Raw genomic sequence first — 20,991 nt, 5'->3', positions numbered from 1 at the left:
GGAGCGAGTGCAATGGCCGAAACTCTCATCAAGGTCGACCTGAACCAATCCGCGTATGAAAACGAGCAGGTGCATAACCGTTGGCATCCGGACATCCCGATGGCGTGCTGGGTGAATCCCGGCGACGACTTCATTCTCGAGACATACGACTGGACCGGCGGCTTCATCAAGAACGACGACAGCGCCGACGATGTTCGCGATATCGACCTGTCGATTGTGCATTTTCTCTCGGGGCCGGTGGGCGTGCATGGCGCGCAGCCCGGCGATCTGCTGGTCGTCGATCTACTCGACATCGGCGCGAAGCAGGACAGTCAGTGGGGCTTCAACGGCTTCTTCTCGAAGACGAACGGCGGTGGCTTTCTGACCGATCATTTTCCGCATGCGCAGAAGTCGATCTGGGATTTCCACGGGCTTTACACGAGTTCGCGGCATATTCCGGGCGTGAATTTCGCCGGACTGATTCACCCGGGACTGATCGGCTGTCTGCCGGATCCGAAATTGCTTCAGACGTGGAACGAGCGCGAGGTCGGCCTGATCGCGACGGCGCCGGACCGCGTGCCGCCGCTGGCCAACCCGCCGTTCGCCGCGACGGCGCATATGGGCAAGCTGACGGGCGACGCGCGCAACAAGGCTGCCGCCGAAGGCGCGCGCACGGTGCCGCCGCGCGAGCATGGTGGGAACTGCGACATCAAGGATCTCTCGCGCGGCTCGAAGGTTTTCTTCCCGGTGTATGTCGATGGCGCAGGGCTGTCTGTGGGCGACCTTCACTTCAGTCAGGGGGACGGTGAGATCACGTTCTGCGGCGCCATCGAGATGGCGGGGTGGGTGCACATGCGTGTCAACGTGATCAAAGGCGGCATGGCCAAATACGGCATTCGCAATCCGGTGTTCCAGCCGAGTCCCATCACGCCGGCGTACAACGACTATCTGATCTTCGAGGGTATCTCGGTCGACGAGCAGGGCGGGCAGCACTATCTGGATGTCACGCTCGCCTATCGTCAAGCGTGTCTGAACGCCATCGAGTATCTAAAGAAGTTCGGCTACTCGGGGGCACAGGCGTACTCGTTGCTCGGTTGTGCGCCGGTGCAGGGGCATATCAGCGGCGTGGTCGACATTCCGAATGCGTGTGCGACGTTGTGGTTGCCGACGCAGATCTTCGACTTCGACATCCGTCCGAATGCCGACGGACCGATTCGTCATGTGACGGGTAGCGTCGACATGCCGTGTTCGCCGGATCTGGTGAAGGGCTGACGCGGCGTGCGTCACGCGCATCACTCACGAGATAGGACAACAGGAGGCGGAGATGCCGATTTACGACTTCGAATGTGCGACGTGCGGACCGTTCGCCGTCATGCGGCGCATGGCGGATCGCGACACGCCGTGCCACTGCCCGGATTGTGGGGGTGAGGGCACGCGCGTGATGACGGCGCCATCGCTTGCGTTGATGGGAAGTGCGAGTCGCGCGGCGCACGCCACGAACGAGCGGGCTGCACATGCACCGCGTCATTCGGGCGACGGGCCGTCGTCGCGTCATCGACCGGGGTGCAGTTGCTGCACCGGCGGCAAGGTGTCGCTGGCGGGGGCGGGTGGGCAGACGTCCACGGCAACGGGCGGGCTGAAGCGGCCGGCGGGAAGGCCCTGGATGATCAGCCACTGATTCTCTTGGAAGGGTTCGGTACGGCCCGGGGTCTGCGGGCCGTGCGTCGGGACCGCGAGTTTTGAAGGAGAAGGAATTCATGCGACATGGGGATATTTCGAGTAGCCGCGACTGTGTGGGCGTTGCGGTCGTCAACTACAAGATGCCGCGTTTGCATACGAAGGCTGAGGTATTGGAGAACGCGCGCAAGATCGCCGACATGGTCGTCGGCATGAAGCAGGGGTTGCCCGGCATGGATCTCGTGATCTTTCCCGAGTACTCGACGCACGGGATCATGTACGACCGTCAGGAGATGTTCGACACCGCAGCGACGGTGCCGGGCGAAGAGACGGACATTTTCTCGGCGGCATGTCGCAAGGCGAATGTGTGGGGCGTGTTTTCGCTCACGGGGGAGCGGCACGAGGATCATCCGAACAAGGTGCCTTACAACACGCTGGTGCTGATCGACAATCGCGGGGAGATCGTGCAGAAGTACCGCAAGATTATGCCGTGGACACCCATCGAAGGCTGGTACCCCGGCGAGCGCACTTACGTGACGGAGGGGCCAAAGGGGCTGAAGATCAGTCTGATCATCTGCGATGACGGCAACTATCCGGAGATCTGGCGGGATTGCACGATGAACGGTGCGGAGCTGGTGGTGCGTTGTCAGGGGTATATGTATCCGGCCAAGGATCAGCAGGTGCTGGTGGCGAAGGCGATGGCGTGGATGAACAACACGTATGTGGCTGTCGCGAACGCGACGGGCTGGGACGGTGTGTATTCGTACTTCGGCCACTCGGCGATCGTCGGCTTCGATGGCCGCACACTCGGTGAGTGCGGCGAGGAGGAGATGGGCGTGCAATACGCGGAGCTGTCCGTGAGCGCGATTCGTGACGCGCGCAAGAACATGCAGTCGCAGAACCATCTGTATAAGCTGCTTCACCGCGGATACACCGGGACGATCCATTCCGGCGAAAGCGCGAACGGTGTAGCCGATTGCCCGTTCGGGTTCTACCGCGATTGGGTCACCGACCCGGAAGGCACGCAGCGCAAAGTCGAGGCCATCACCCGCTCGACACCCGGGACTGAAGAATGCCCGATTGACGGGATTCCTTGTGGGGGAGGTTGAGTGGGGGCGGGCCGTGAAGGCCCGCCACCGCATACTTATCCGCCGAACTTCACCTCCCGATCCAGCGGATACACCGGACGGTTCAGGTGCGAGAACGGGAACAGCGCGTAATTCGAACTCGTCACGCCGTCGCTATCGCATTCGACGAGCCCTGCCGAGATCGGCACGAACACCGGACGGCAATACATGCGCGACTTGAGCAGCAGGAAGCGTTCGCTGCGCGGATCGAGGCCAACGCAGGTGAAGACGCCGTGGTCCCACGCCTCGTGCGTGCGTTCCGTCACGACAATACGCGCCGGACCGATATCGAACAGCACCGTGCGTCCCATGTAGCAGCGTTGGCCCGTGTACGTCGGTCCGGTGACGACGTATTCGCCATCGCCGATCTTGCGCACGATGCCCGTGAGGACCGGGGGCGTCTTGGTAATGCCCAATTGCGGCATCGGCCGTTTGTTGCCGACGGCCAGCGTGACTTCGGCGCCCTCGCCTGCGGCGATCAACGTCGCCACTGCTTCCGGGTCGCACAGCGGACCGACGCCGATGCCCGTGAGGCCACCCGCGAGTGCGGCTTCGAGCACGTCCATCGTGTCGCAGGTGCCGCCCGACATGCAGTTGTCGCTGTGATCGAGCAGCAGCACCGGCTTGTCGGCACCGTCGGCCATTTGCTTCGCTTGCGCAATCGATTCGGCCAGCGGTGCGCTGCGATAGACGAAGCCGTCGCGTTCGTCCCAGATCTGTGCCGCGATACGGTCCGCGACAGCCTGCGCACGCGCCACGCCCGCCTCGCCGTCGTCCGCTGTGACCACGACGCTGATGCACGGCGCGGGTATGTCGGCGAGCGAGAAGCCGGAGAACACCGACACCGCCGGGATGCCCTCCTCGGCTTCGGCCCGCCGCGCGGCGTCGAGGGCGCGTTTCATCGCGCCGCCGTGACTGGTGCTGCGCAGCGTGTGCACCATCAGCGGCGGCTGTTGCCACACCACCTTGGGGCGGCGCTTGCCTGCGAGCCTCTCAAAGAGAAGCCGTCCGGCGTGCTCGCCGGTTTCGTACATGTCGATGTGAGGGTATGTCTTGAAGCCCACGACGATATCCGCATGGGTCACGATCTTCGGTGTGATGTTCGAATGAAGGTCCAGGGCCACGGCAATCGGCGTGCCGGGCGCCACTGCGCGCACGCGTTCGAGCAAATCGCCTTCGCCGTCGTCGCTGTTCTCGGCGACCATCGCGCCATGCAGATCGAGCAGGATGGCGTCGACGCCGCTTGCCGCCGCCACGATCCGGCGGCACAGTTCGTCATAGGCGCTGGCCGCCACCGGGCCACTCGGATTGGCGCTGGCGGAGACGGGCGTCACCATTTCGGCGCCTGCGGCTTCGGCCAGGTCGATGAACGCGGCCATCGCCGTGCGCATGCCTTTGTTGTCGCGATAGGCGGCCTCGTCGTACGTCGGTCCGTGATTGCCGAAGGCTTCGAGCGGTGTGGGCACCGGCGAGAATGTGTTCGTCTCGTGATTCATTCGCGCGATCATGACCTTCATGCGGCACCTCCCGCGCGTTGCAGCATCGCCTGCAACAGCACGTTGCAACCGGCTTCGAGGTGTGCCGGATCGGCATCTTCGATTTCGTTGTGGCTGATGCCGTCCTTGCACGGCACGAAGATCATCGCCGTCGGGGCCACGCGCGCCAGATAAACCGCATCGTGCCCGGCACCGCTGATGGCATCCATCGACGACAGGCCGAGCGCTTTGGCGCCATCGCGAATCGCGTCCACGAGTGCCGGCGCAAACGGTTGCGGCGGGAAGTACACCACCTGTTCGATGGCGACGTCGATGCCCTTCGTGCTCAACGCAGCGCACTCGGCGCGCAGCTTGGCGTTCAGGGTGTCGAGCGTGGCGTCGTCGGCCGCGCGCAGATCGACGGAGAGCTTCACCCGGCCCGGAATGACGTTGCGCGAGTTCGGATAGTTGTCGACCCAGCCGACGGTGCCGCGTGCGTGCGGTGCGTGCTCGCACGCGATGCGATTCACTGCCTGAATCAACTGGGCAGCGGCGAGCAACGCGTCGCGCCGCAATTCCATCGGTGTGGGGCCCGCGTGCGCCTCCATCCCGGTGACGGTAACGTCGTACCAGCGCTGCCCCAATGCACCCTGCACTACGCCGATGGTTTTCTCGTGAGCTTCGAGCACCGGGCCTTGTTCGATGTGGGCTTCGAAGTACGCCCCGACAGCCCCTGTCTGACCGGCTGCCGATGCCGCGCCGGCATAGCCGATGGCGCGCAACGCTTCGGCGACGCTCACGCCGTCGTGGTCTTTCTGTGCGAGCGCGTGCTCCAGCGTGAAGGCGCCGGCATAGACGCCGGACCCCATCATCACGGGGACGAAGCGCGACCCTTCCTCGTTGGTCCAGACGGCAACTTCGAGCGGCGCTTCGGTCACGATGGCGTGGTCGTTCAGCGCGCGCAGCACCTCCAGTCCGGCGAGCACACCGTAGTTGCCGTCGAACTTGCCGCCGGTCGGCTGGGTGTCGATGTGGCTGCCGGTCATGACGGGCGGCAATGCGTTGTTGCGTCCGGCGCGGCGCGCGAAGATGTTGCCGATGGCGTCGATACGCACCGTGCAACCGATCTCCTTTGCCCACTTCACGAACAGATCGCGGCCCTGGCGGTCGAGTTCGGTCAGCGCCAGACGGCAGACACCGCCCTTGGCGGTCGCGCCGATTTGCGCGAGTTGCATGAGGCTGTCCCACAGGCGCGCGCCGTCGACGCGCACTGCGGCTGCCGGTTGATCGAGACGTTCCATGTTCACAAGTCCTTCAGAGCGTGCGCCGCGCGGTTCACGATGACGCATGCGTTGGCAGAACGGCGCGCTCGCCTAGCGGCTTGACGACGCGCGCCGGGGGAATGCGGGACGCGCGGATCACGCCACGCCCACGCCGAGATAACGGTCCTTGACGACCTCGTCGGCGAGAAAAGCGGCGTTGTCCGCGCCATACACGATGACGCCCTGCTCGACGATGTAGTGCCGGTCGGCGAGTTGCGTGCAGACTTCCAGATTCTGTTCGACGAGCAGGATGGCCACGCCCGCCTGCTTGATGAGCTTCAACTGCGCCACGATCTCTTCGACGATCACGGGGGCGAGGCCCTCGACCGGCTCGTCGAGCATGAGCAGGCGCGGATGATTCATCAGCGCGCGGCCGATCGCGAGCATCTGCTGTTCGCCGCCGGAGAGTTGCGCACCGCCATTCTTGCGACGCTCCTGCAGGCGCGGAAAGATGCGGTAGATGTCGGCAAGCTGCCACGGCGAATCGCGCCGCGCGCCGAGCTTGAGATTCTCTTCGACGGTGAGCAGCTTGAAGATGCCCCGATGCTCGGGCACGAAACACACGCCCTTTGCCGCGATGCGGTGCGCGGGCTGCCCGGCGACGGGCTTGCCCAGAAACGAGATGCTGCCGGCCTTGGGCGTGACCACGCCGGCGATGGTCTTGAGCGTAGTCGACTTGCCCGCGCCATTGCGGCCCAGGAGCGTAACGAGTTCGCCGTCGCCGACGCTCAGCGACACGCCTTGCAGGATGTGGCTCTTGCCGTAATAGCTGTGAATGCCTGCGACGTCGAGAATCATGCGCGGCCTCCGGTAATCATGTTGCCGAGATAGGCGGCGCGCACGCGATCGTCGGCGCGAATGGCGTCCGGCTTGCCCTCGACCAGTACGCGGCCTTGTTGCATGACGGTGATCGTGTCGGAGATGTCCATCACGATGTTCATGTTGTGTTCGATGAGCACCACGGTGTGATCGTCGCGCAGGCCGCGGATGAGTTGCTTCATGTCGTCGAGATCGTCGATGCCCATGCCGGACGTCGGCTCGTCGAGAAAGATGGCCTTGGGACGCGCCGCCAGCGCCATGCCGACTTCGAGGCGGCGTTGCTGCCCGTGCGAGAGCGCCCCCGCCGCAGTGTCGGCGTGACGCGTGAGGGCGAGCCGCGTGAGCACGTCGTCAACGACGCTGGCGCAGGCGCGCGGGCCGTCGGCCTTGCGCCAGCACGAGAGCGCATGGCGCGGCGTGACACCCAGCGCAGCCAGTCGCAGGTTCTCGCGCACCGACAGGTTCTGGAACAGCGCCGTCACCTGAAACGAGCGGGCGATGCCGCGTTGCACACGCCGGTAATCGGCTTCGGTCGTCACGTCGTGACCGTCGAACAGGATGCGCCCGCCTGAGACAGGCACGGTGCCGGTGAGCATGTGGAACAGCGTGGTCTTGCCTGCGCCGTTCGGGCCGATGACGGAATGCACCGTGCGCGGGGCCACGCGCAGATCCACGCCATGCAGCGCCGTGAACTTGCCGTAGCGTTTGACGATGCCGCTGGCTTCAATAAGCACGTTAGGCGCGCCGCTCATGTCGCATCTCCTTGCGTATCCAGTTTGCCGTTGGCGTCGCGGCGTTTGCCGGTGATGCGGTACCACAGCGATTCCCCCACGCCCCACAGGCCGCGATGCATGAACAAGCTCACGGCGATGAGCAGCAGGCCGAGCAACAACAGCCAGCGCGGCCAGAGCGTGGAGAGCCAGTCGGCGGCGAGTACGTAGAACGCTGCGCCCAGCACCGAAGCGAACAGATTGCCCGTGCCGCCGATCACCGTCATCACGAGGATCATTTCGCTCGTGTGGTACTCGATGTTGGACAGCGGCGCGATACCCGTCATCAGCGCATGCAAGGCACCGGCGAGCGCCGTGACGGCGCCCGAGATGGCGAACGCCACGAGCTTGAACGTCTTCACGTGATAGCCGATGGCGGCGGCGCGGGTTTCGTTGTCGCGAATGGCGAGCAGCGTGCGGCCGAACACCGAATCGGCTACGCGCAACAGTGCCGCGAAGACGATCAGGAAGATGACGGCGACGAAGGTGTAGTACTGCCACGGCGTCTCGAGCGGGATGAGTGTCTTGCCGCCGATAGCCAGCGACTTGCGCGGGATGTCGAGCAGCCCGTTGTCGCCGCCGGTCCAGTCCGTCGCGGTGTAGGCGAGGAAGTAGAACATCTGCGCGCACGCGAGCGTGAGCATCACGAAGTAGGTGCCCTTCTGGCGGATCGCGAAGCTGCCGACGACGGCCGCGATCACCGCGCCCAGCATGATCGACGTGACGACGGCGAGCGGCATGGGCAACGCCGTGCGTGTGAGCATGATGCCCAGCGTGTAGCTGCCCAGGCCGAAGAAGATGCCCTGACCGAACGAGAGCAGGCCGGTATAGCCGAGCAGCAGATTGCAGCCGAGCACGGCGAGCGCGTAGACGAGGACTTCGGTCGCGAGCGTGCCCGACGACAGCGTGACCGGCAGGATCAGTGTGACAGCGGCGGCGAGCAGCCAAAAACGGTAACGTACCAGCATCATCCCCTCCCGAGCAGGCCGTGCGGACGCATGAGCAGCACGGCTGCCATCGCCACATAAATCATCAGTCGTGCGCCTTCCGGCCAGATCGTGCTCATCAGACTCTGCACGATGCCGATGACGAGACCGCCCACGAGCGCGCCGGCGAAACTGCCCATGCCGCCGATAACGACCACCACGAAGGCAATGCCCAGCGCTTCGATACCCATGAACGGTTCGACGCCGCGCACCGGTGCGGCCAGCACGCCCGCAAGCGCAGCCGTGCCCGCACCAAGCGCGAAGGCGAGACTGAACACCCGGAACACATTGATGCCGAGCAGCGACACCATCTCGGACGACTCGCTGCCCGCGCGCACCGCACTGCCCAGACGCGTGCCTTCGAGCAGCCACCAGAGCACGGCGGCGAAGACTGCGGTGAAGCCGATGAGAAAGAGCCGGTATTTCGGATAGATGAAACTGCCCCACATCACCACGCCGTCGAGTACCTCGGGCACGGCGACGTTATCGCCCAGCGGCCCCCACACGATGATGACCAGTTCCTGCACAACCAGTGCGAGGCCGACCGTGACGAGGATATGGAATTCGTGCGCCTTCTCGTAGATATGCGAGAGCAGCACCTTCTCGGCGATCCACGCGAGCGCGCCCACGACGATCGGACAGACGATCAGCGCGAGCCAGAACGACAGCCCCCATTGCAGCGCCTGATAGCAGAAATAGGCACCGAGCAGATAGAAGGCGCCGTGCGCGAAGTTCACGAAGCGCAGCAGGCCGAAGATGATCGATAACCCGACGGCGAGCAGGAAGTACAACATCCCGATCCCGACGCCATTGATGACTTGCAGCAAATAGACGTTCATGCGCGTCCCGGAGAGCTTGAGTGGACGTGGAGCACCGTGCGCCGCCCGGCTTTCGCCGCGCGGCGCAGACGACACATGCGGGGACGGCAAGGCGTCCCCGCGAGCGACACTTCAGACAGCGATGGCGTTGCGCGGCTTCGTCAGGCCATCTTGCACTCGGTCTTGTCGAGTGGCAGGAACGATTTCCCGGCGCTGACGATGTCGGCGTAGTCGTCGGGATTCTTCATCTTCGACTTGGGCTTGCCCTTGAGCAGATAGTAGTTCTTGAGCACCTGATGGTCGCCCTTGCGGATTTCCTCCGGACCGGTGAGACCGTCGTACTTCATGCCTTCCATCGCAGCGATGACCGCCTTCGGATCAGCACTGCCCGCCTTGACCATGGCGTCGAGCATGAGCTTGGTGCAGATGTAAGAGCCCGCGAGGCTGTAGTTCGGGTTCTGCTTGAAGCGGTCCTGCGTGCGTTTGACGAGATCGAGATTCAGCGGCGAGGCCACGGCGTGCCAGTACTGCGCGCCGAAGTACACACCGTCGCACAGATCGGCGCCGAGTGTCTCGAACTGTTCCAGGCCCGACGCCCACGCCATCAGGATCGTGCAGTTTTTCTTCATGCCGAAGCTCACCGCCTGACGCAGCGTGTCGGACGATTGCGAGCCGAAGTTCAGGATCAGCAGCACGTCGGGCTTGGCGGCAGCCGCGTTCGTGAGATAGCCCGAGAACTCTTTCTCCGTGAGCGAGTGATAGCTATTGCCCACGTGCTCGATGCCCTTCTCCTTGAAGATGTTCTTCGCGGCAGTGAGCAGGCCTTCGCCGAACACGTATTGCGGCGTGATCGTGTACCAGCGCTTGGCCTTGGGCATCGATTCGATGAGCGGACGCACCGTTTGCTCGATGGCGCCAAAGGTCGGCACCGACCAGCGGAACGTGGCGCTGTTGCAATCCTTGCCCGTGATTTCGTCGGCACCGGCCGTGGTGATGAAGATGCCGCCAGCCTTCTCGGCTTCCTTGCCCATCGCCAGCGCCTCGGACGACAGAATGCCGCCGGCGAAGAAGCGCGCGCCCTTCTGCTGTGCGATTTCCTGCACACGGCGGATGGCCGTGGCGGGTTTTCCCTCGGTGTCGAGTGTGGTGTAGGCGAGCGGGCGGCCCAGCACTTTGCCGTACTGCTCGACGATGAGCTTCATGCCGAGATCGGCGAATTTGCCGTTGGCGGCGAACGGCCCGGACATCGGCACCGGACATGCCAATTGAATGGCGCCGGTGCTTTGCGCGAACACGTCGCGAGCGGTGAATAGGGAGCCAGGCAGAGACGCCGCAGCGGCGAGCTTCAACAGTTCACGACGATTCAATTGGGTCTCCAGCAAAGAGAGCAATCGTTCATGGGGTGCCAACGTGCAGCGCGTGACACGCCGACCGGCCGCAGACCTGAAAAAATAGATCCGGGGCAGCGACCTGACGGTAACGACTTGCAACGTCCGGGGCCTTATCCCTATCCGTCATATTTATAATGATAAATAGGATGGATTTGATCGTAGGTATAATGCTTTGGAGTGTCAATCGGAAAAAATTCCGAGGCGGCACCGTCGGAAATTCGTGTGAACAAGACCTTTTTGAGGCGCTACATGGCATTGGATGCGCAAATGGTGCGAGAGCCGTTGGAAATCAAACAGCAAAAACGCGGCGATCTCGTTGCCGAAGCCATCAAGCGCCTGATTACCGAGGGCAATCTGTTGCCCGGCGATCGTTTGCCGCGGGAAGTGGAGTTGCAGCAGATGTTCGGGGTGTCGAAGAGCACCATTCGCGAAGCGCTCAAGTCGCTCGAAGTGCAGGGGCTCATCAAGGTGAGCACGGGGCCGTCGGGCGGTGGCATGGTAGTGGAGGTGCCGCTCGAGCGCACGTTCCAGCTCATGCAGAACTATCTCTTCTTTAAGGAAGTGAGCATCGACGACATCTATACGGTGCGTCAGTTGCTCGAACCGGAACTGGCTGCCGGTGCCGTGCCGCATCTGACCGAGGCCGACTTCGAAGCGCTGGAGCAAAACATGGCGTGCTGCAGCCCGGCGTCGCACGATCGCCGCGAATTGCTGCGTCAGCGTCAGGCCGATGTCGACTTTCACGACATTCTCGCGGCCGCCAATCCCAACAGTTTTTTGCGTTTCACCTGCGAACTCGTCAACGAGATGATTCGCCAGTTGATCGTGTTCGGCAACGAGACGCCGCGCCGCGAGCATGAGAAGTTCGGCACGGCGAACGTCAACATTCATCGCGAGATTACCGATGCGGCGCGCGCGGGCGACGCCGAGCGCGTGCGCGAACTCATGCATTTCCATATGCAGGAGGCGCGCACCTATATCAAACGGATGAACGGGAAGCTGCGCGGCCGCCTGATTCTCGATTCGGATATCGCCGATATGCAGCAGCGCGTGCGCTCCCAGCTTGGGGCTGGTGCGCCGCAGATACCGCGTCGCAAGTCTGCGGCGGTGAAGATGTCGCCGGAAGCGGCCACCGTGCCGCCGAAGCGGGCGGTGCGTAAGGCGGCGGGCGAGGGGGCGGTTCTTGCGAAGACTGCCGGCAAGCCGCAGGCGAAGCCGAAGACGGCAAGCACGAAGGCGGGGGTGGCGGCGAAGGCGACGGCCCCGCGCAAACGTCGTGCGGTGTCGAGTTAAGACGGCCTGATGGTTCAGGGCCGCGCGGCGGCCGGTTGTTGCTGCGTGCAACAGTGAGTGCCGCCGCCGCGCCGGGCAATCCCGCGAAGCGGCAACTGCACGACGTGTCTGTCGGGGAATGCCTGTTTCACGATGTCGTGCGCATGCGCATCGGCCGCGGGATCGCCGAACGACGCCATGACAACCCCCTCGGGAGGCAGATCCCAGGCGTTGAAGTTCCGGCGCACGGCGTGCGGGTGCCACTCGGGCGGCATGCGCCAGCGGCCGATGGCGTTCTTGCCTGTCGAGTCTGAATTGCGATGAGGTGCCGTCATGGTTCGCGTTACCGTGAGAAGCGTGCCACCAGTGTCGGTGGCGCACGGTCGCTGCGAAGGGGCTCAGCGCGTGAGCGGATCGGCCAGATGGACGAAGAGCCGCTTGAGGGCTCGTACCTGGCGTAGCGCCACGCGCAGGTCGCACGTTGAAATTAGGCCGATGCCTCCTTCGTCGTCGCCAAGCGGGAGGCCGTCGCGTTCATAGACGACGAGCGTGCCGACACCCACCGGCGTGTTGTACAGCTCGTGCCACGAGAACAGGACGGTGTAGCCGTCTGCCCCTTGCGCCAATACGAACGCCCGCGTGAAATCGCGCGCTTGCGGCAGATGCAGCCGTGCGACGTCGAGCAGCGCGGTCAGCCGCACGCCTTTGTAATCGCTCGCACTTCGCACTTTCCGGCCAGACAGGCAGACGACGTCGAGCGGCCCGGTCAGTTGCGTCGGCAGACGCATGAGCGAACAGAGATCGAACGAGTGATGGCGATTGACGTAGCCGGAGACGACGACTTCGCGCGAGACGAGCGGGGCGGAGGCCGCGTGTGCGGCGCTCACCCGCGTGAACGGCGCGTTGCTGGCGGTCGGGCGACTGTCCGGCGAAGGGCCGGACGGCATACGCATGGGGTCGATGGGCATGTCGGATGGGTTGGGGGCACCGGTCGCTTCAATATAGCGGCCGGGCCTCCGGCGGACATACGACGTGCCTGATAGCGCCTATTCGCAGGGCCTGAGCGGGCCCCGCGCCGGCAACGGCTTGCCGGTGCGCGCGGTCAACTTCCGTAGCGGGCGGTGCGGCGTGCGGGCTGCGGCGCCGACATGTTGGCAATCAGGGTGCGTGCCTCCTGTACGTCGGCAAGCGTCTCGCCGCCTTCGAGCGCGTCGAGCGCCTCGCGCAGTACCCGCACCCGATCGTCGTCGCCTGGCGCGTTGCCCCCACTCAGGCGCAACAGGCTGAGCGTCGCACGCAAGATGAGCGACGGCGACGCCTGCGCCTGTGCGATCTGCAAGGCTTGTTCCAGCCAAGGGCGCACCGCGTCGTCGGGATGATGTCCGGCGCGCAGGAAGTCGCCCTTCTGACGCAGGAATTCGGCTTGCCAATGGGCGTCGCTGCGGCGCGTCGCCACGTGGGCACCGCGCTCGGCCGCGTGCAGCCCGAGCGCGATGTCGCCCGTTCCCGCGCATGCTTCCACGAGCAGACCGAAGAATATGCCTTCGACGCCACCCATGATCTCGCTCAGACGGCCCACGCTGTCGGTAATGCGCTCGAGACCGTTCACGTCGCCGCGAGAGGCGAGTGCCCAGCCACGAATCGTCTGTCCGGCGAGCGCCCAGAGAGCCACGCCCGCCTCCGTCGCCACTTCGGTCGCCTCGCTCGCCAGTGCCTCGGCAGACGCCACTTCACGACGCAAGCGTCGCAACATCGCCGCAAACACCAGCGCAAACGAGAAGGAGTACCGACGGCCTTGCTGACGTCCCATCGCCAGCGCTTCTTCACTGGCGGCGATCGACGCGTCGTGACGTCCGGTGAACCAGTACGCCCACGAGAGGAACGACAGTCCGGTGATGCGGGCGTCTTCGCCGAGCCCCGTGTCGGCGTGTTCGGGCCGGTAATGCGCGAGCCCGGTTTCCAGCGCCGTTACCGCACCGTTGAAGTCGCCGTAGCAGCACAGGCTGTTGCCCAGCGCGTAGTACGCGTGTGCGAGCAACGGCCCGGTATCGGCCTGTTCGGCGATGAGGATGAGTTTGCGGGCAAGGTCGATGCTTCGATCGAAGTCGCTCCACGAACTGGAGCCGAGCCACAGCCCCCAGTAGACAGGGAACAGCGCGATGGCGTCGCCCATCGGCTGCGCGAGCGCGAGCGCCGTTTCGAAATTGTGACGCGCAGGCTCCGAGCCATAACCATGCAGCGAGACGAGCGGCACGCCGAGCGCCATGCGCAATTGCAATTCCTGCTGCGCGGTCTGGGCGTTGGCGCCCGTCTGCCGCAAGACATCCAGTGCACTTTGATAGTGCGCGCACGCTTCACGGAATGCCTGGCGCCCCGTCGCGAATTCGCCTGCAAGACGGTAGTGCTCGATGGCCGCCTGCGGCTCGTCGGCCTGACGGAAATGCCAGGCAAGCACTTCGGGCTCGGTCTGCACGGCCGACGCGTCGTGCTCGCGCATGGCGAGCGCGATCCGGCGGTGCGCATCCTGACGGCGTTCCTGCGGCTGCGCATCGTAGGCGGCCTTGTGCAGCAGCGCGTGACGGAAGACGTAGCGGCCACTGTCCTGACGTTGCACGAGGGCGCAGGCAACGAGCGTGTCGAGCGCGCGCTCGACGAGCGCCATCGAACGTCCGCTTGCGACGGCGAGTACGTCGGCCTGAAACTCCGGGCCGAGGCACGACGCAAAGTGAGCCACTGGCTTCGCGCTGCCGGCGGCGTCGATGCGCGCCATCATCAATTCCTGAAGGCTGGCCGGCATCGGCATGGCGCCGACCGGACCGCGTCCGCCTTGCTGTGCGGCGGTAGCCCGCGCCAGCTCTTGCAGGAACAACGGTACCCCTTCGGCGAGATGCACGATGCGCTCGCGCATGGCCGCCGGCAGCGCCACGCGTGGCGTCGCCGCGCGCACGATGGAGGCGGCGGCGCCCGCATCGAGCGGCGCCAGGTCGATGCGGCACAAGCTCACCGTGTGATGCCATGGCAGCTCGAATTCGGGGCGCGCGCATACGACCAACAGACGGCCGCGCGGCGGATTTTCCGCCATGAGCGCGAGCAATTCCTGCGTGGACGGATCGGTCCAGTGGGCGTCGTCGAGCATCAGCACACCGCCGTCGGGTAGCAGCGCGGCGAGCAGGGCGGGGGCTTCGTCGAGCACGACCTGCTTCCACGCGTGCGGCACGTTGCCGTCGGCGTGCATGTCGAATAGCGCTCGCAGGCGCCGATGCGCGAGCAGGGCGGGTTGCGGGAGTTGCGAGGCGTCGGCTGCGGACTGCGTGCGCAGCCAGCGGGCAATCGGATGGAACGGCGTGCCCGCGCCGTCTTGTGCGCAGGCCAGATCGATCGCGCGCAGGCCGCGCGTTTCGATGAAATGACGCACCAGCGCCGTCTTGCCGATACCGGCCTCGCCGATCACCAGCGCGAGCGTGCCCTGACCGGTAGCGGCGTCGCGCATGGCCGCGTGTGCACGGGCGAGTTCGGCCAGCGCCGCATCGCGGCCGAAGAGCATGGCCGCACGCCGGCGCGAGCGGCGCTCCGGGGTGGGGTCGGGATTGACCCGAAACACCGGGATATCTCGATTCGCATGGCGCTCGCGCACACTGCCATGGGGCGTGGTCGCGATGGCGACACCGATGAGGCGCTGCGTGGCATCGCAGATCACCACTTCGCCGGGCAGCGCCATGTCGGCCAACTGCGTTGCGGAGCGTGAGACGCGCCCGCCGGTGTCGGGGCTGTCGTCGGCGACCGAACTGATGACGAGTCCGGTGTGAACGCCCACACCGATGCCCACGCGTGCGGTGCTTGCCTGCACGCAGCGCATGGCGGCTTCGACGGCGTGGCGTCCGGCGCCTTCCAGTGCGGTGGGATATCCGAAATAGCCGAGCAGGCCGCCGGTTGGCGTGCGCATCGTGTAGCCCCACGACTGACGCAGGATCGTTTCACATTGCACGAGTGGCGGGCGCATCACACCCACGAGTTGATCGGGATCGTCGATGCCGTTGGGCGCGAGTTCGATGGCCACGACCGTCAATTGGCGGCGCTCGGGCCCCGTGGCGCGCTGTTCCATTCGCGCGGGTGGTGTTTCCAGCAACTGCGTGAGCGCCGCGCCGGGCGTCTCATCAAGTTCTTCGCGCAGGATGTCGCACAAGCGGCGGTATTCGGTTTCGGCCTCGTCGCGACGTCCCGCGCGCAGCAGCAGTGCAAGCAGGCACTGCCAGCACGATTCGTCGAACGGGGCGAGCGCCACGAGCTGTCGTGCGTGAGCGAGTGCCTGATCGAGATCGCCCAGACGGGCGTAGCCGTCGGCGAGCAGTCGTTCGCCGAAGACGCGCCGACGCTGGTATTCGTCGCGTTGCAACTCGATCCATTGCTCGAGATCGGGCGTGTCGCGTACCGACAGGCCGTGCAGGAAAGGCCCCTGGTAAAGGGCGACGGCATCGGCCAGATGTTGGAGATGCGCCGCCAGATCCAGACCCGTGACGCCGTCGAGCGTGCGATCGGCCTGCTCGATCATGTTCGCGAAGACGTGGGCGTCGATCCACAGGCCCGTCTCGGGACGCAAGCGCACGACTTGGCGATCCGATTCGAAGAGTTCGTCGCCGAGCGTGTCGCGCAGGTGAAAGAGCATGCGCTTGAGTTTGTCGCGACCGCCCTGGCCGTCTTCATCCGGCCAGAAGAGGTCGGCGAGTGCGCCGCGTGTGTGATAGCCCGGTTGAAGCGCGAGATAGGCCAACAGCCCGCGCGCTTTCGTGTATTTCACGGCGCATGCCTGTTTGCCTTTTTCGACCCGCATCGGTCCGAGCAGGTAGAGCGATCTGGTGACTTGCATTATCCCTGGACGGCGAATAGGCAACACCGGCGCACACTTTTACGTGTTGCACCGGTGTGCGAATTTCATGATGTCGTCGAACCAGACCGACGTTTCCGGAAGGCAGCGAGGGGCTGCCGTCGGCGCCGAGTCGGCAATCTGGCGAGACGCCAAGGCCGTTCCGGGGGGGCTCCGGCCGAATGCTTCAGGTATTACATACTGAAGTATAAACACGTGTATGAATTCCGTTGGGAATACCTGAGAAATTCACACGATATTGTGGGAATTACGCCATGGCGACGCTTTCCTGACCGAACTATCAGTTTTGCTAGGTATTGCGCCGCGTGTCGCAGCGCTCAGGCCGGCGGTTGCCAGAAGGTGGCATCGGCGGCGTCGACCCGTCTGGGCAGCAGACCCGCTTGCGTGAAGGCGTCGGCAATGCGCTGCTGCTCGGCGATGGCGTCGCGCACCACCGGTTGCACGTCGTAGCTGCGGCGCCTGTTGGCGGCTTCGACCGTGGCGGTATCCAGTCCCCAGAGGGGGGCGAGCTGCGCTGCGGCATCGCGCGGGTTAGCACGTACCCACTGACCTGTCTCGCGCAATGTCCGATAAACCTCGCGCAGCACGGCGTCGTGATCGCGGGCAAACGCGGGGGTCGCGAGGTAGTAGCGTTGATAGCCCGCGAGCCCGCGCGCGCTCGTCAGCGTGCGCACCTTGTCTTGACGCTCGATGCCCGCCAGGAAGGGGTCCCACGTCACCCAGGCGTCGACGTTGCCACTGGCGAACGCCGCGCGTGCGTCCGCGGGCGTGAGGTAGGCCGGCTGCACGTCGTTGATACGCAGACTTACGCTTTGTAACGCCGCGATCAGCAGGTAATGCACACCTGCGCCCTTGGTCACGGCAATGCGCTTGCCCTTGAGATCCGCGAGCGTCTTGATCGGCGAGTTTTGCGGCACCAGAATCGCTTCGGCATCCGGCGAGGGCGTCTCGCGCGCGACATAGGCGATGCGCGCGCCCGCGGCCTGTGCGAACACCGGCACCGTATCGGCCACGTCGGCCGAAAAATCGATGCTCCCGACGTTGAGCGCCTCGAGCAGCGGTAGCCCGCTCGTGAACTCGTGCCACGTGAGCGTGACGTTGTGCGGCGCGAGCGCGTGCGCCAGCGTGCCGCGTGCCTTGGCCAGCACGATGAGCGTCGACGACTTCTGATAGCCAATGCGCATTGTGAGCGGCGAGGTGGCCGCACGGGCATCGTCACCGAGTGTCAATGCGCTCGCGGCACCGAAGACATGCACGGCGCCCCCCGCGAACATCGCCGTCCCTGCGCGCTGAAGAAAGCGGCGGCGCTGAGGATATGGCGGTGCCGTTTCGGAGACGCGATGCGTTTGGGCGGGCAGGAGGCAATCGATCTGACGGGACATGGCGAAGCGAGAGTGCTGAAAGTCGTGACAACGCGGCGAAAGCGCCGGGCATGCAAGGCAAGTGATTCCTTCTTGTATCGCGATGCCAGCCGCTCGCGCCAATAAGCGATTCGTCTTTGCATAGCGAGGCCGCCGTCATATCGATATGACGCAAGCCGGATCGCCAATATCGCCAGCCGAAACCCGCGCAGTCGACGCCTGGGTCGACGGACTCGCGCCGGCGGGCATGCTCGCGTTAATAAAAAACGCCCGGCCCTGCACGACGGCAGGGGGCGGGCGTCTCACGATATGCCGGGCAGTCGAGCGCCGGCGGCGCCGGCCTCGTATTTACGCGGTTATTGCGCCTGACCGGCCGGCGCTTGCATCGCCGGCGCACCCATGGGCATCTGGCCGCGATGCTGCATTGCCTTGTCGTGCCAGGTCTTCATCCTGGACCAGCGCGCCTTGATGGCGTTGCTCACGAGGATCTTCTGATCGTTGTTCAGCCCGTTGTAGACGTTCAGCCAGGCATCTTCCGTTTGGCTGTGAAGCTGACGGTTCTGATCGAATACCTTTTCGCGTGCGGCACGCATGCCGGCCAGATCGAGCACTTGCTGATCCTTCGCCTGCGCGATCATCTGATGGAACTGTTCGCCATTCTTGCGCATGGCGTCGTGGTTCTGCTTCGACGTGTTCACGGCCTGCTGCCAGGCTTGTTCCTGCTGCGCGTTGAGCTTGAGCTGATCGTGCAGCTTGCGAATGTCGCCGAGCCCCCAGGGACCGTGATCGCCGCGCATCGGGTGCATGGCGGCATGCGGACCCGTGGCCGGCGCGGTGGCGTCTGCGGCATGGGCGACGCCGAACATCGAGGTGGCGACGAGGATTGCCGACGCGGCGGCGATCTTCAGTTTGCGCATGGTGTTGACTCCTGTTGATACTGCCGGAATTGGCAGTTTCAGAGTACGCCATCGCCACGAGGAACAAGTTGCAAAGTGCAACCGCTGTATTACCCGACGTTACCGGCGCCCGCGTATGCAATACGCCGAAACGACTCGGCCCGCGCCTGCGGCCCATCGAGAAGGGCGGCAAGCGCGGGCCGTCACGACCGCCGGCGCAACGCCGCGCCCGGCGGCCGGTTCCCGATGGGCGACGTTAGCTGGTCTCCGGCCTCCGATCAGTCCCAGGTGCCACGGCCACCGGACACGCTGTAGCGGCCGGCACCGAAGAGAATCACGCAAAGGCCCGCGAGCAGATAGAAGCCTTGCAGTTCCAGCGCCCAGCCGCCGGTCTTCGAGAGATCGCCCAGTTGACTCAGGTGGACCAGTGAGAAGGCGACAAGCATGTTGCACACGACGAGCAGGCCGCCCAGACGGGTGAGCACGCCGAGAATCAGCAGCACCGGCGCGAGCACTTCACCCAGGTAGGCGCCGTAGGCGAGGAAACTCGGCAGGCCGTGCGAAGTCACCATGCCCTCGATGAAACCGACGCCGTTGATCACTTTGCTGACGCCGTGAAATAGCAGCAGGATGCCGAGGGTAAGGCGCAGGATGAGTTTGCCGAGGTCGTCTCTGGTGCTCTGCATGGGGAAGGCTCCTTCTTGACTCGCTTGTTCGCGGATGGGGACTGAGGGGGAACGGGGTGGCACGCTCTGCGGCAGGGCGTGCCGGCCAAATGGGCACCACTGTATCAAATCGTTACGGCGCTGTCTGTGACTGTCTGAGCGATTTCAGGGACATAGCCCGCCCCGGACCCGGCGCGCGGATTACAAGCCGTTACTTTTCGGACTGCCCGGTTACACGACGGCTGTCGGCGCGACGCTCGCGCGCCCCGTTAATCCGCATAAGGACACGGTCATTCGCTGGCAAGCCCGCCAACGGCCCCGGTCCCGCCGGTTCCCCGAACACGTATCCACCCGATCGTGTCCGGGCATTTCGAAAGCACAGCCAAAGTCAATAAGGATTCCATCATGAATGTTCGTAAAACGCTGATTCTGAGTGCCGTGACGGTTGCCCTCGGCGGTGTGTTCGCCTCGCAGGCGTTTGCGCAAAGCACCACCACCGAGACGGCGCGCGACATCCATCAACAGCAGCGCGTCGAGAACGGACTGAAGAGCGGTCAACTGACGACCAAGGAAGCGTCGAGCATCGAGAAGGGCGAGGCGAAGATCGACCGCATGCAAGCCCATGCCGCTCACACGGGAGATACCGCCGCCGAGAAGGCACGCATCGCCAACGCGCAGAACAAGGAAAGCGCGAAGATCGATCAGCTCAAGCACAACGGTCAGGTGGTGAATCCCACGTCGAAGTCGTCGGAGCGCATGCAGGCCGACGTGCAACGTAACGTCAACCAGGAAAAGCGCATCGCTCAGGGACAGGCCGCCGGCACGTTGAATAATCGCCAGGCCGGTAGTCTTGAGCGCGGGCAGGCCCATGTCGACACCGCCGAAGCGCACGCGGGCAAGAACGGTCATGTGAGCAAGGGCGAGCAGGCCGGTATCCAGCATCGCGAAAATCATCAAAGCGAGCGAATTCATCAGGACAAGACGAACGGATGAGTTGCCGCTGATTGCGGATCACGCGCATGACGCCAGCGCCACCCTTTGCCGGGTGGCGCTGTTGTTTTGGGGCTATCATCGGCGTCACAACGAACTTGGAGGAGGGGCGGGATGGAGCGGGTGCAGGCGCAGAAGATGCTCGATGAACTCGTCGCGCCGTGGGTGCGACAACTCAATCTGCAAGTGGAGGCGACCGGGCCGGAACAAAGCGAATTGCGATTGCCGTTCGACGCCGCGTTCAAACATGGCGGCGGCGTCATCTGCGGACAGGTCTTCATGGCCGTGGCCGACACGGCCATGGTGGTGGCGCTCTCGGCCTCGCTTGGCGGTTTCCAGCCAATGACGACCGTCACGCTCAACACGCAGTTCATGCGTCCGGTGGCCGAGGGCGATTTGCGCGTGATCGCGCGGATTCTGCGTCGCGGCAAGAATCTGGTGTTCGGCGAGATCGAGATTCTCGATGCGTCGGGCAAGATGGCGGTGCACGCCACCACGACCTACGCGCTGCTTTGAGCGCACCGTTGCAAGACGCTCAACGTCGATAACGCGATATCACCG

At 64.6% G+C, this 20,991-nt stretch carries 19 protein-coding genes; 6 read left to right on the top strand and 13 right to left on the bottom strand.

The window, feature by feature from the left end; genetic code table 11:
* Positions 1 to 12: 12 nt before the first annotated feature.
* From fmdA to PCO31110_RS04255, 3 genes are all read left to right on the top strand, one after another.
* The gene (gene fmdA, locus PCO31110_RS04265; RefSeq protein WP_010806708.1) at positions 13 to 1,251 is read left to right on the top strand and encodes a formamidase; all 1,239 of its coding nucleotides are present in this window, start codon (positions 13 to 15) and stop codon (positions 1,249 to 1,251) included.
* A gap of 52 nt (positions 1,252 to 1,303) precedes the next feature.
* The gene (locus PCO31110_RS04260) at positions 1,304 to 1,657 is read left to right on the top strand and encodes an FmdB family zinc ribbon protein (RefSeq protein WP_010806707.1); all 354 of its coding nucleotides are present in this window, start codon (positions 1,304 to 1,306) and stop codon (positions 1,655 to 1,657) included.
* Between the two features lie 79 nt (positions 1,658 to 1,736).
* Positions 1,737 to 2,765 (top strand): aliphatic amidase, encoded by a 1,029-nt coding sequence (locus PCO31110_RS04255; RefSeq protein WP_010806706.1) that lies wholly within the window; start codon positions 1,737 to 1,739, stop codon positions 2,763 to 2,765.
* A gap of 35 nt (positions 2,766 to 2,800) precedes the next feature.
* Here the strand turns inward: PCO31110_RS04255 and PCO31110_RS04250 are convergent, their stop codons facing one another.
* The 7 genes from PCO31110_RS04250 to PCO31110_RS04220 all read right to left on the bottom strand — a co-directional run bounded on the left by PCO31110_RS04250 (position 2,801) and on the right by PCO31110_RS04220 (position 10,340).
* Positions 2,801 to 4,300: a M81 family metallopeptidase gene (locus PCO31110_RS04250; protein WP_010806705.1), complete on the bottom strand. Its 1,500-nt coding sequence runs from the start codon at positions 4,298 to 4,300 to the stop codon at positions 2,801 to 2,803.
* Positions 4,297 to 5,559, bottom strand: coding sequence for a Zn-dependent hydrolase (locus PCO31110_RS04245; protein WP_150689694.1), 1,263 nt, complete (start codon positions 5,557 to 5,559; stop codon positions 4,297 to 4,299). The genes PCO31110_RS04250 and PCO31110_RS04245 overlap by 4 nt, the downstream gene beginning before the upstream one ends.
* Before the next feature lie 117 nt (positions 5,560 to 5,676).
* Positions 5,677 to 6,378, bottom strand: coding sequence for an ABC transporter ATP-binding protein (locus PCO31110_RS04240; RefSeq protein WP_010806703.1), 702 nt, complete (start codon positions 6,376 to 6,378; stop codon positions 5,677 to 5,679).
* A complete protein-coding gene (locus tag PCO31110_RS04235; RefSeq protein WP_010806702.1) occupies positions 6,375 to 7,151 on the bottom strand; it encodes an ABC transporter ATP-binding protein in 777 nt (258 codons plus the stop codon). The genes PCO31110_RS04240 and PCO31110_RS04235 overlap by 4 nt, the downstream gene beginning before the upstream one ends.
* Positions 7,148 to 8,137 (bottom strand): branched-chain amino acid ABC transporter permease, encoded by a 990-nt coding sequence (locus tag PCO31110_RS04230; RefSeq protein WP_150689923.1) that lies wholly within the window; start codon positions 8,135 to 8,137, stop codon positions 7,148 to 7,150. The genes PCO31110_RS04235 and PCO31110_RS04230 overlap by 4 nt, the downstream gene beginning before the upstream one ends.
* Positions 8,137 to 8,994, bottom strand: a complete 858-nt coding sequence (locus PCO31110_RS04225; RefSeq protein WP_010806700.1) for a branched-chain amino acid ABC transporter permease — start codon at positions 8,992 to 8,994, stop codon at positions 8,137 to 8,139. Before PCO31110_RS04225 ends, PCO31110_RS04230 begins: the two co-directional genes overlap by 1 nt.
* Positions 8,995 to 9,134: 140 nt before the next feature.
* Positions 9,135 to 10,340 (bottom strand): ABC transporter substrate-binding protein, encoded by a 1,206-nt coding sequence (locus PCO31110_RS04220; RefSeq protein WP_010806699.1) that lies wholly within the window; start codon positions 10,338 to 10,340, stop codon positions 9,135 to 9,137.
* Between the two features lie 273 nt (positions 10,341 to 10,613).
* On the opposite strand from PCO31110_RS04220, the gene PCO31110_RS04215 reads away from it, so the two are divergent.
* The gene (locus tag PCO31110_RS04215; RefSeq protein ID WP_174979346.1) at positions 10,614 to 11,657 is read left to right on the top strand and encodes a FadR/GntR family transcriptional regulator; all 1,044 of its coding nucleotides are present in this window, start codon (positions 10,614 to 10,616) and stop codon (positions 11,655 to 11,657) included.
* Positions 11,658 to 11,671: 14 nt separating this feature from the next.
* Here PCO31110_RS04215 and PCO31110_RS04210 read toward each other — a convergent pair whose 3' ends face one another.
* The 6 genes from PCO31110_RS04210 to PCO31110_RS04185 form a co-directional block, all read right to left on the bottom strand.
* Positions 11,672 to 11,971: an agmatine deiminase family protein gene (locus tag PCO31110_RS04210; protein WP_150689693.1), complete on the bottom strand. Its 300-nt coding sequence runs from the start codon at positions 11,969 to 11,971 to the stop codon at positions 11,672 to 11,674.
* Positions 11,972 to 12,034: 63 nt separating this feature from the next.
* The gene (locus PCO31110_RS04205) at positions 12,035 to 12,604 is read right to left on the bottom strand and encodes a molybdopterin-dependent oxidoreductase (RefSeq protein WP_150689692.1); all 570 of its coding nucleotides are present in this window, start codon (positions 12,602 to 12,604) and stop codon (positions 12,035 to 12,037) included.
* Positions 12,605 to 12,738: 134 nt separating this feature from the next.
* A complete protein-coding gene (locus tag PCO31110_RS04200; RefSeq protein WP_150689691.1) occupies positions 12,739 to 16,500 on the bottom strand; it encodes an ATP-binding protein in 3,762 nt (1,253 codons plus the stop codon).
* Between the two features lie 335 nt (positions 16,501 to 16,835).
* Positions 16,836 to 17,792 carry an aliphatic sulfonate ABC transporter substrate-binding protein gene (locus tag PCO31110_RS04195; protein ID WP_150689921.1) on the bottom strand — a complete coding sequence of 319 codons (957 nt, stop codon included), beginning with the start codon at positions 17,790 to 17,792 and terminating at the stop codon, positions 16,836 to 16,838.
* A 443-nt stretch (positions 17,793 to 18,235) separates the two neighbouring features.
* Complete coding sequence (locus tag PCO31110_RS04190; RefSeq protein ID WP_150689690.1) at positions 18,236 to 18,796, bottom strand: Spy/CpxP family protein refolding chaperone; 561 nt, start codon at positions 18,794 to 18,796, stop codon at positions 18,236 to 18,238.
* A 257-nt stretch (positions 18,797 to 19,053) separates the two neighbouring features.
* On the bottom strand, positions 19,054 to 19,461 hold the full coding sequence (locus tag PCO31110_RS04185; RefSeq protein WP_150689689.1) for a DoxX family protein: 408 nt from the start codon (positions 19,459 to 19,461) through the stop codon (positions 19,054 to 19,056).
* A gap of 384 nt (positions 19,462 to 19,845) precedes the next feature.
* Between PCO31110_RS04185 and PCO31110_RS04180 the strand changes: the two genes are divergently transcribed.
* Together PCO31110_RS04180 and PCO31110_RS04175 are read left to right on the top strand one after the other, a co-directional pair.
* Positions 19,846 to 20,433: a hypothetical protein gene (locus PCO31110_RS04180; protein ID WP_150689688.1), complete on the top strand. Its 588-nt coding sequence runs from the start codon at positions 19,846 to 19,848 to the stop codon at positions 20,431 to 20,433.
* A gap of 111 nt (positions 20,434 to 20,544) precedes the next feature.
* On the top strand, positions 20,545 to 20,946 hold the full coding sequence (locus PCO31110_RS04175; protein WP_010805670.1) for a PaaI family thioesterase: 402 nt from the start codon (positions 20,545 to 20,547) through the stop codon (positions 20,944 to 20,946).
* Positions 20,947 to 20,991 lie beyond the last annotated feature (45 nt).

Source organism: Pandoraea communis, from assembly GCF_902459745.1.
Taxonomy (GTDB): domain Bacteria; phylum Pseudomonadota; class Gammaproteobacteria; order Burkholderiales; family Burkholderiaceae; genus Pandoraea; species Pandoraea communis.
Note: the sequence above shows the minus strand (reverse complement) of the source record. Positions and strands in the feature narration are given on the sequence as shown.

What these genes read in the sequence shown, in the direction of transcription:
- PCO31110_RS04195 (WP_150689921.1), bottom strand. Translation starts at nt 17,792, where the DNA reads ATGTTCGCGGGGGGCGCCGTGCATGTCTTCGGTGCCGCGAGCGCATTG.
- PCO31110_RS04175 (WP_010805670.1), top strand. Translation starts at nt 20,545, where the DNA reads ATGGAGCGGGTGCAGGCGCAGAAGATGCTCGATGAACTCGTCGCGCCG.
- PCO31110_RS04190 (WP_150689690.1), bottom strand. Translation starts at nt 18,796, where the DNA reads ATGCGCAAACTGAAGATCGCCGCCGCGTCGGCAATCCTCGTCGCCACC.
- PCO31110_RS04200 (WP_150689691.1), bottom strand. Translation starts at nt 16,500, where the DNA reads ATGCAAGTCACCAGATCGCTCTACCTGCTCGGACCGATGCGGGTCGAA.
- PCO31110_RS04260 (WP_010806707.1), top strand. Translation starts at nt 1,304, where the DNA reads ATGCCGATTTACGACTTCGAATGTGCGACGTGCGGACCGTTCGCCGTC.
- PCO31110_RS04225 (WP_010806700.1), bottom strand. Translation starts at nt 8,994, where the DNA reads ATGAACGTCTATTTGCTGCAAGTCATCAATGGCGTCGGGATCGGGATG.
- PCO31110_RS04185 (WP_150689689.1), bottom strand. Translation starts at nt 19,461, where the DNA reads ATGCAGAGCACCAGAGACGACCTCGGCAAACTCATCCTGCGCCTTACC.
- PCO31110_RS04210 (WP_150689693.1), bottom strand. Translation starts at nt 11,971, where the DNA reads ATGACGGCACCTCATCGCAATTCAGACTCGACAGGCAAGAACGCCATC.
- PCO31110_RS04205 (WP_150689692.1), bottom strand. Translation starts at nt 12,604, where the DNA reads ATGCCCATCGACCCCATGCGTATGCCGTCCGGCCCTTCGCCGGACAGT.
- PCO31110_RS04235 (WP_010806702.1), bottom strand. Translation starts at nt 7,151, where the DNA reads ATGAGCGGCGCGCCTAACGTGCTTATTGAAGCCAGCGGCATCGTCAAA.
- PCO31110_RS04250 (WP_010806705.1), bottom strand. Translation starts at nt 4,300, where the DNA reads ATGAAGGTCATGATCGCGCGAATGAATCACGAGACGAACACATTCTCG.
- PCO31110_RS04215 (WP_174979346.1), top strand. Translation starts at nt 10,614, where the DNA reads ATGGCATTGGATGCGCAAATGGTGCGAGAGCCGTTGGAAATCAAACAG.
- PCO31110_RS04230 (WP_150689923.1), bottom strand. Translation starts at nt 8,137, where the DNA reads ATGCTGGTACGTTACCGTTTTTGGCTGCTCGCCGCCGCTGTCACACTG.
- PCO31110_RS04180 (WP_150689688.1), top strand. Translation starts at nt 19,846, where the DNA reads ATGAATGTTCGTAAAACGCTGATTCTGAGTGCCGTGACGGTTGCCCTC.
- PCO31110_RS04240 (WP_010806703.1), bottom strand. Translation starts at nt 6,378, where the DNA reads ATGATTCTCGACGTCGCAGGCATTCACAGCTATTACGGCAAGAGCCAC.
- PCO31110_RS04255 (WP_010806706.1), top strand. Translation starts at nt 1,737, where the DNA reads ATGCGACATGGGGATATTTCGAGTAGCCGCGACTGTGTGGGCGTTGCG.
- fmdA (WP_010806708.1), top strand. Translation starts at nt 13, where the DNA reads ATGGCCGAAACTCTCATCAAGGTCGACCTGAACCAATCCGCGTATGAA.
- PCO31110_RS04245 (WP_150689694.1), bottom strand. Translation starts at nt 5,559, where the DNA reads ATGGAACGTCTCGATCAACCGGCAGCCGCAGTGCGCGTCGACGGCGCG.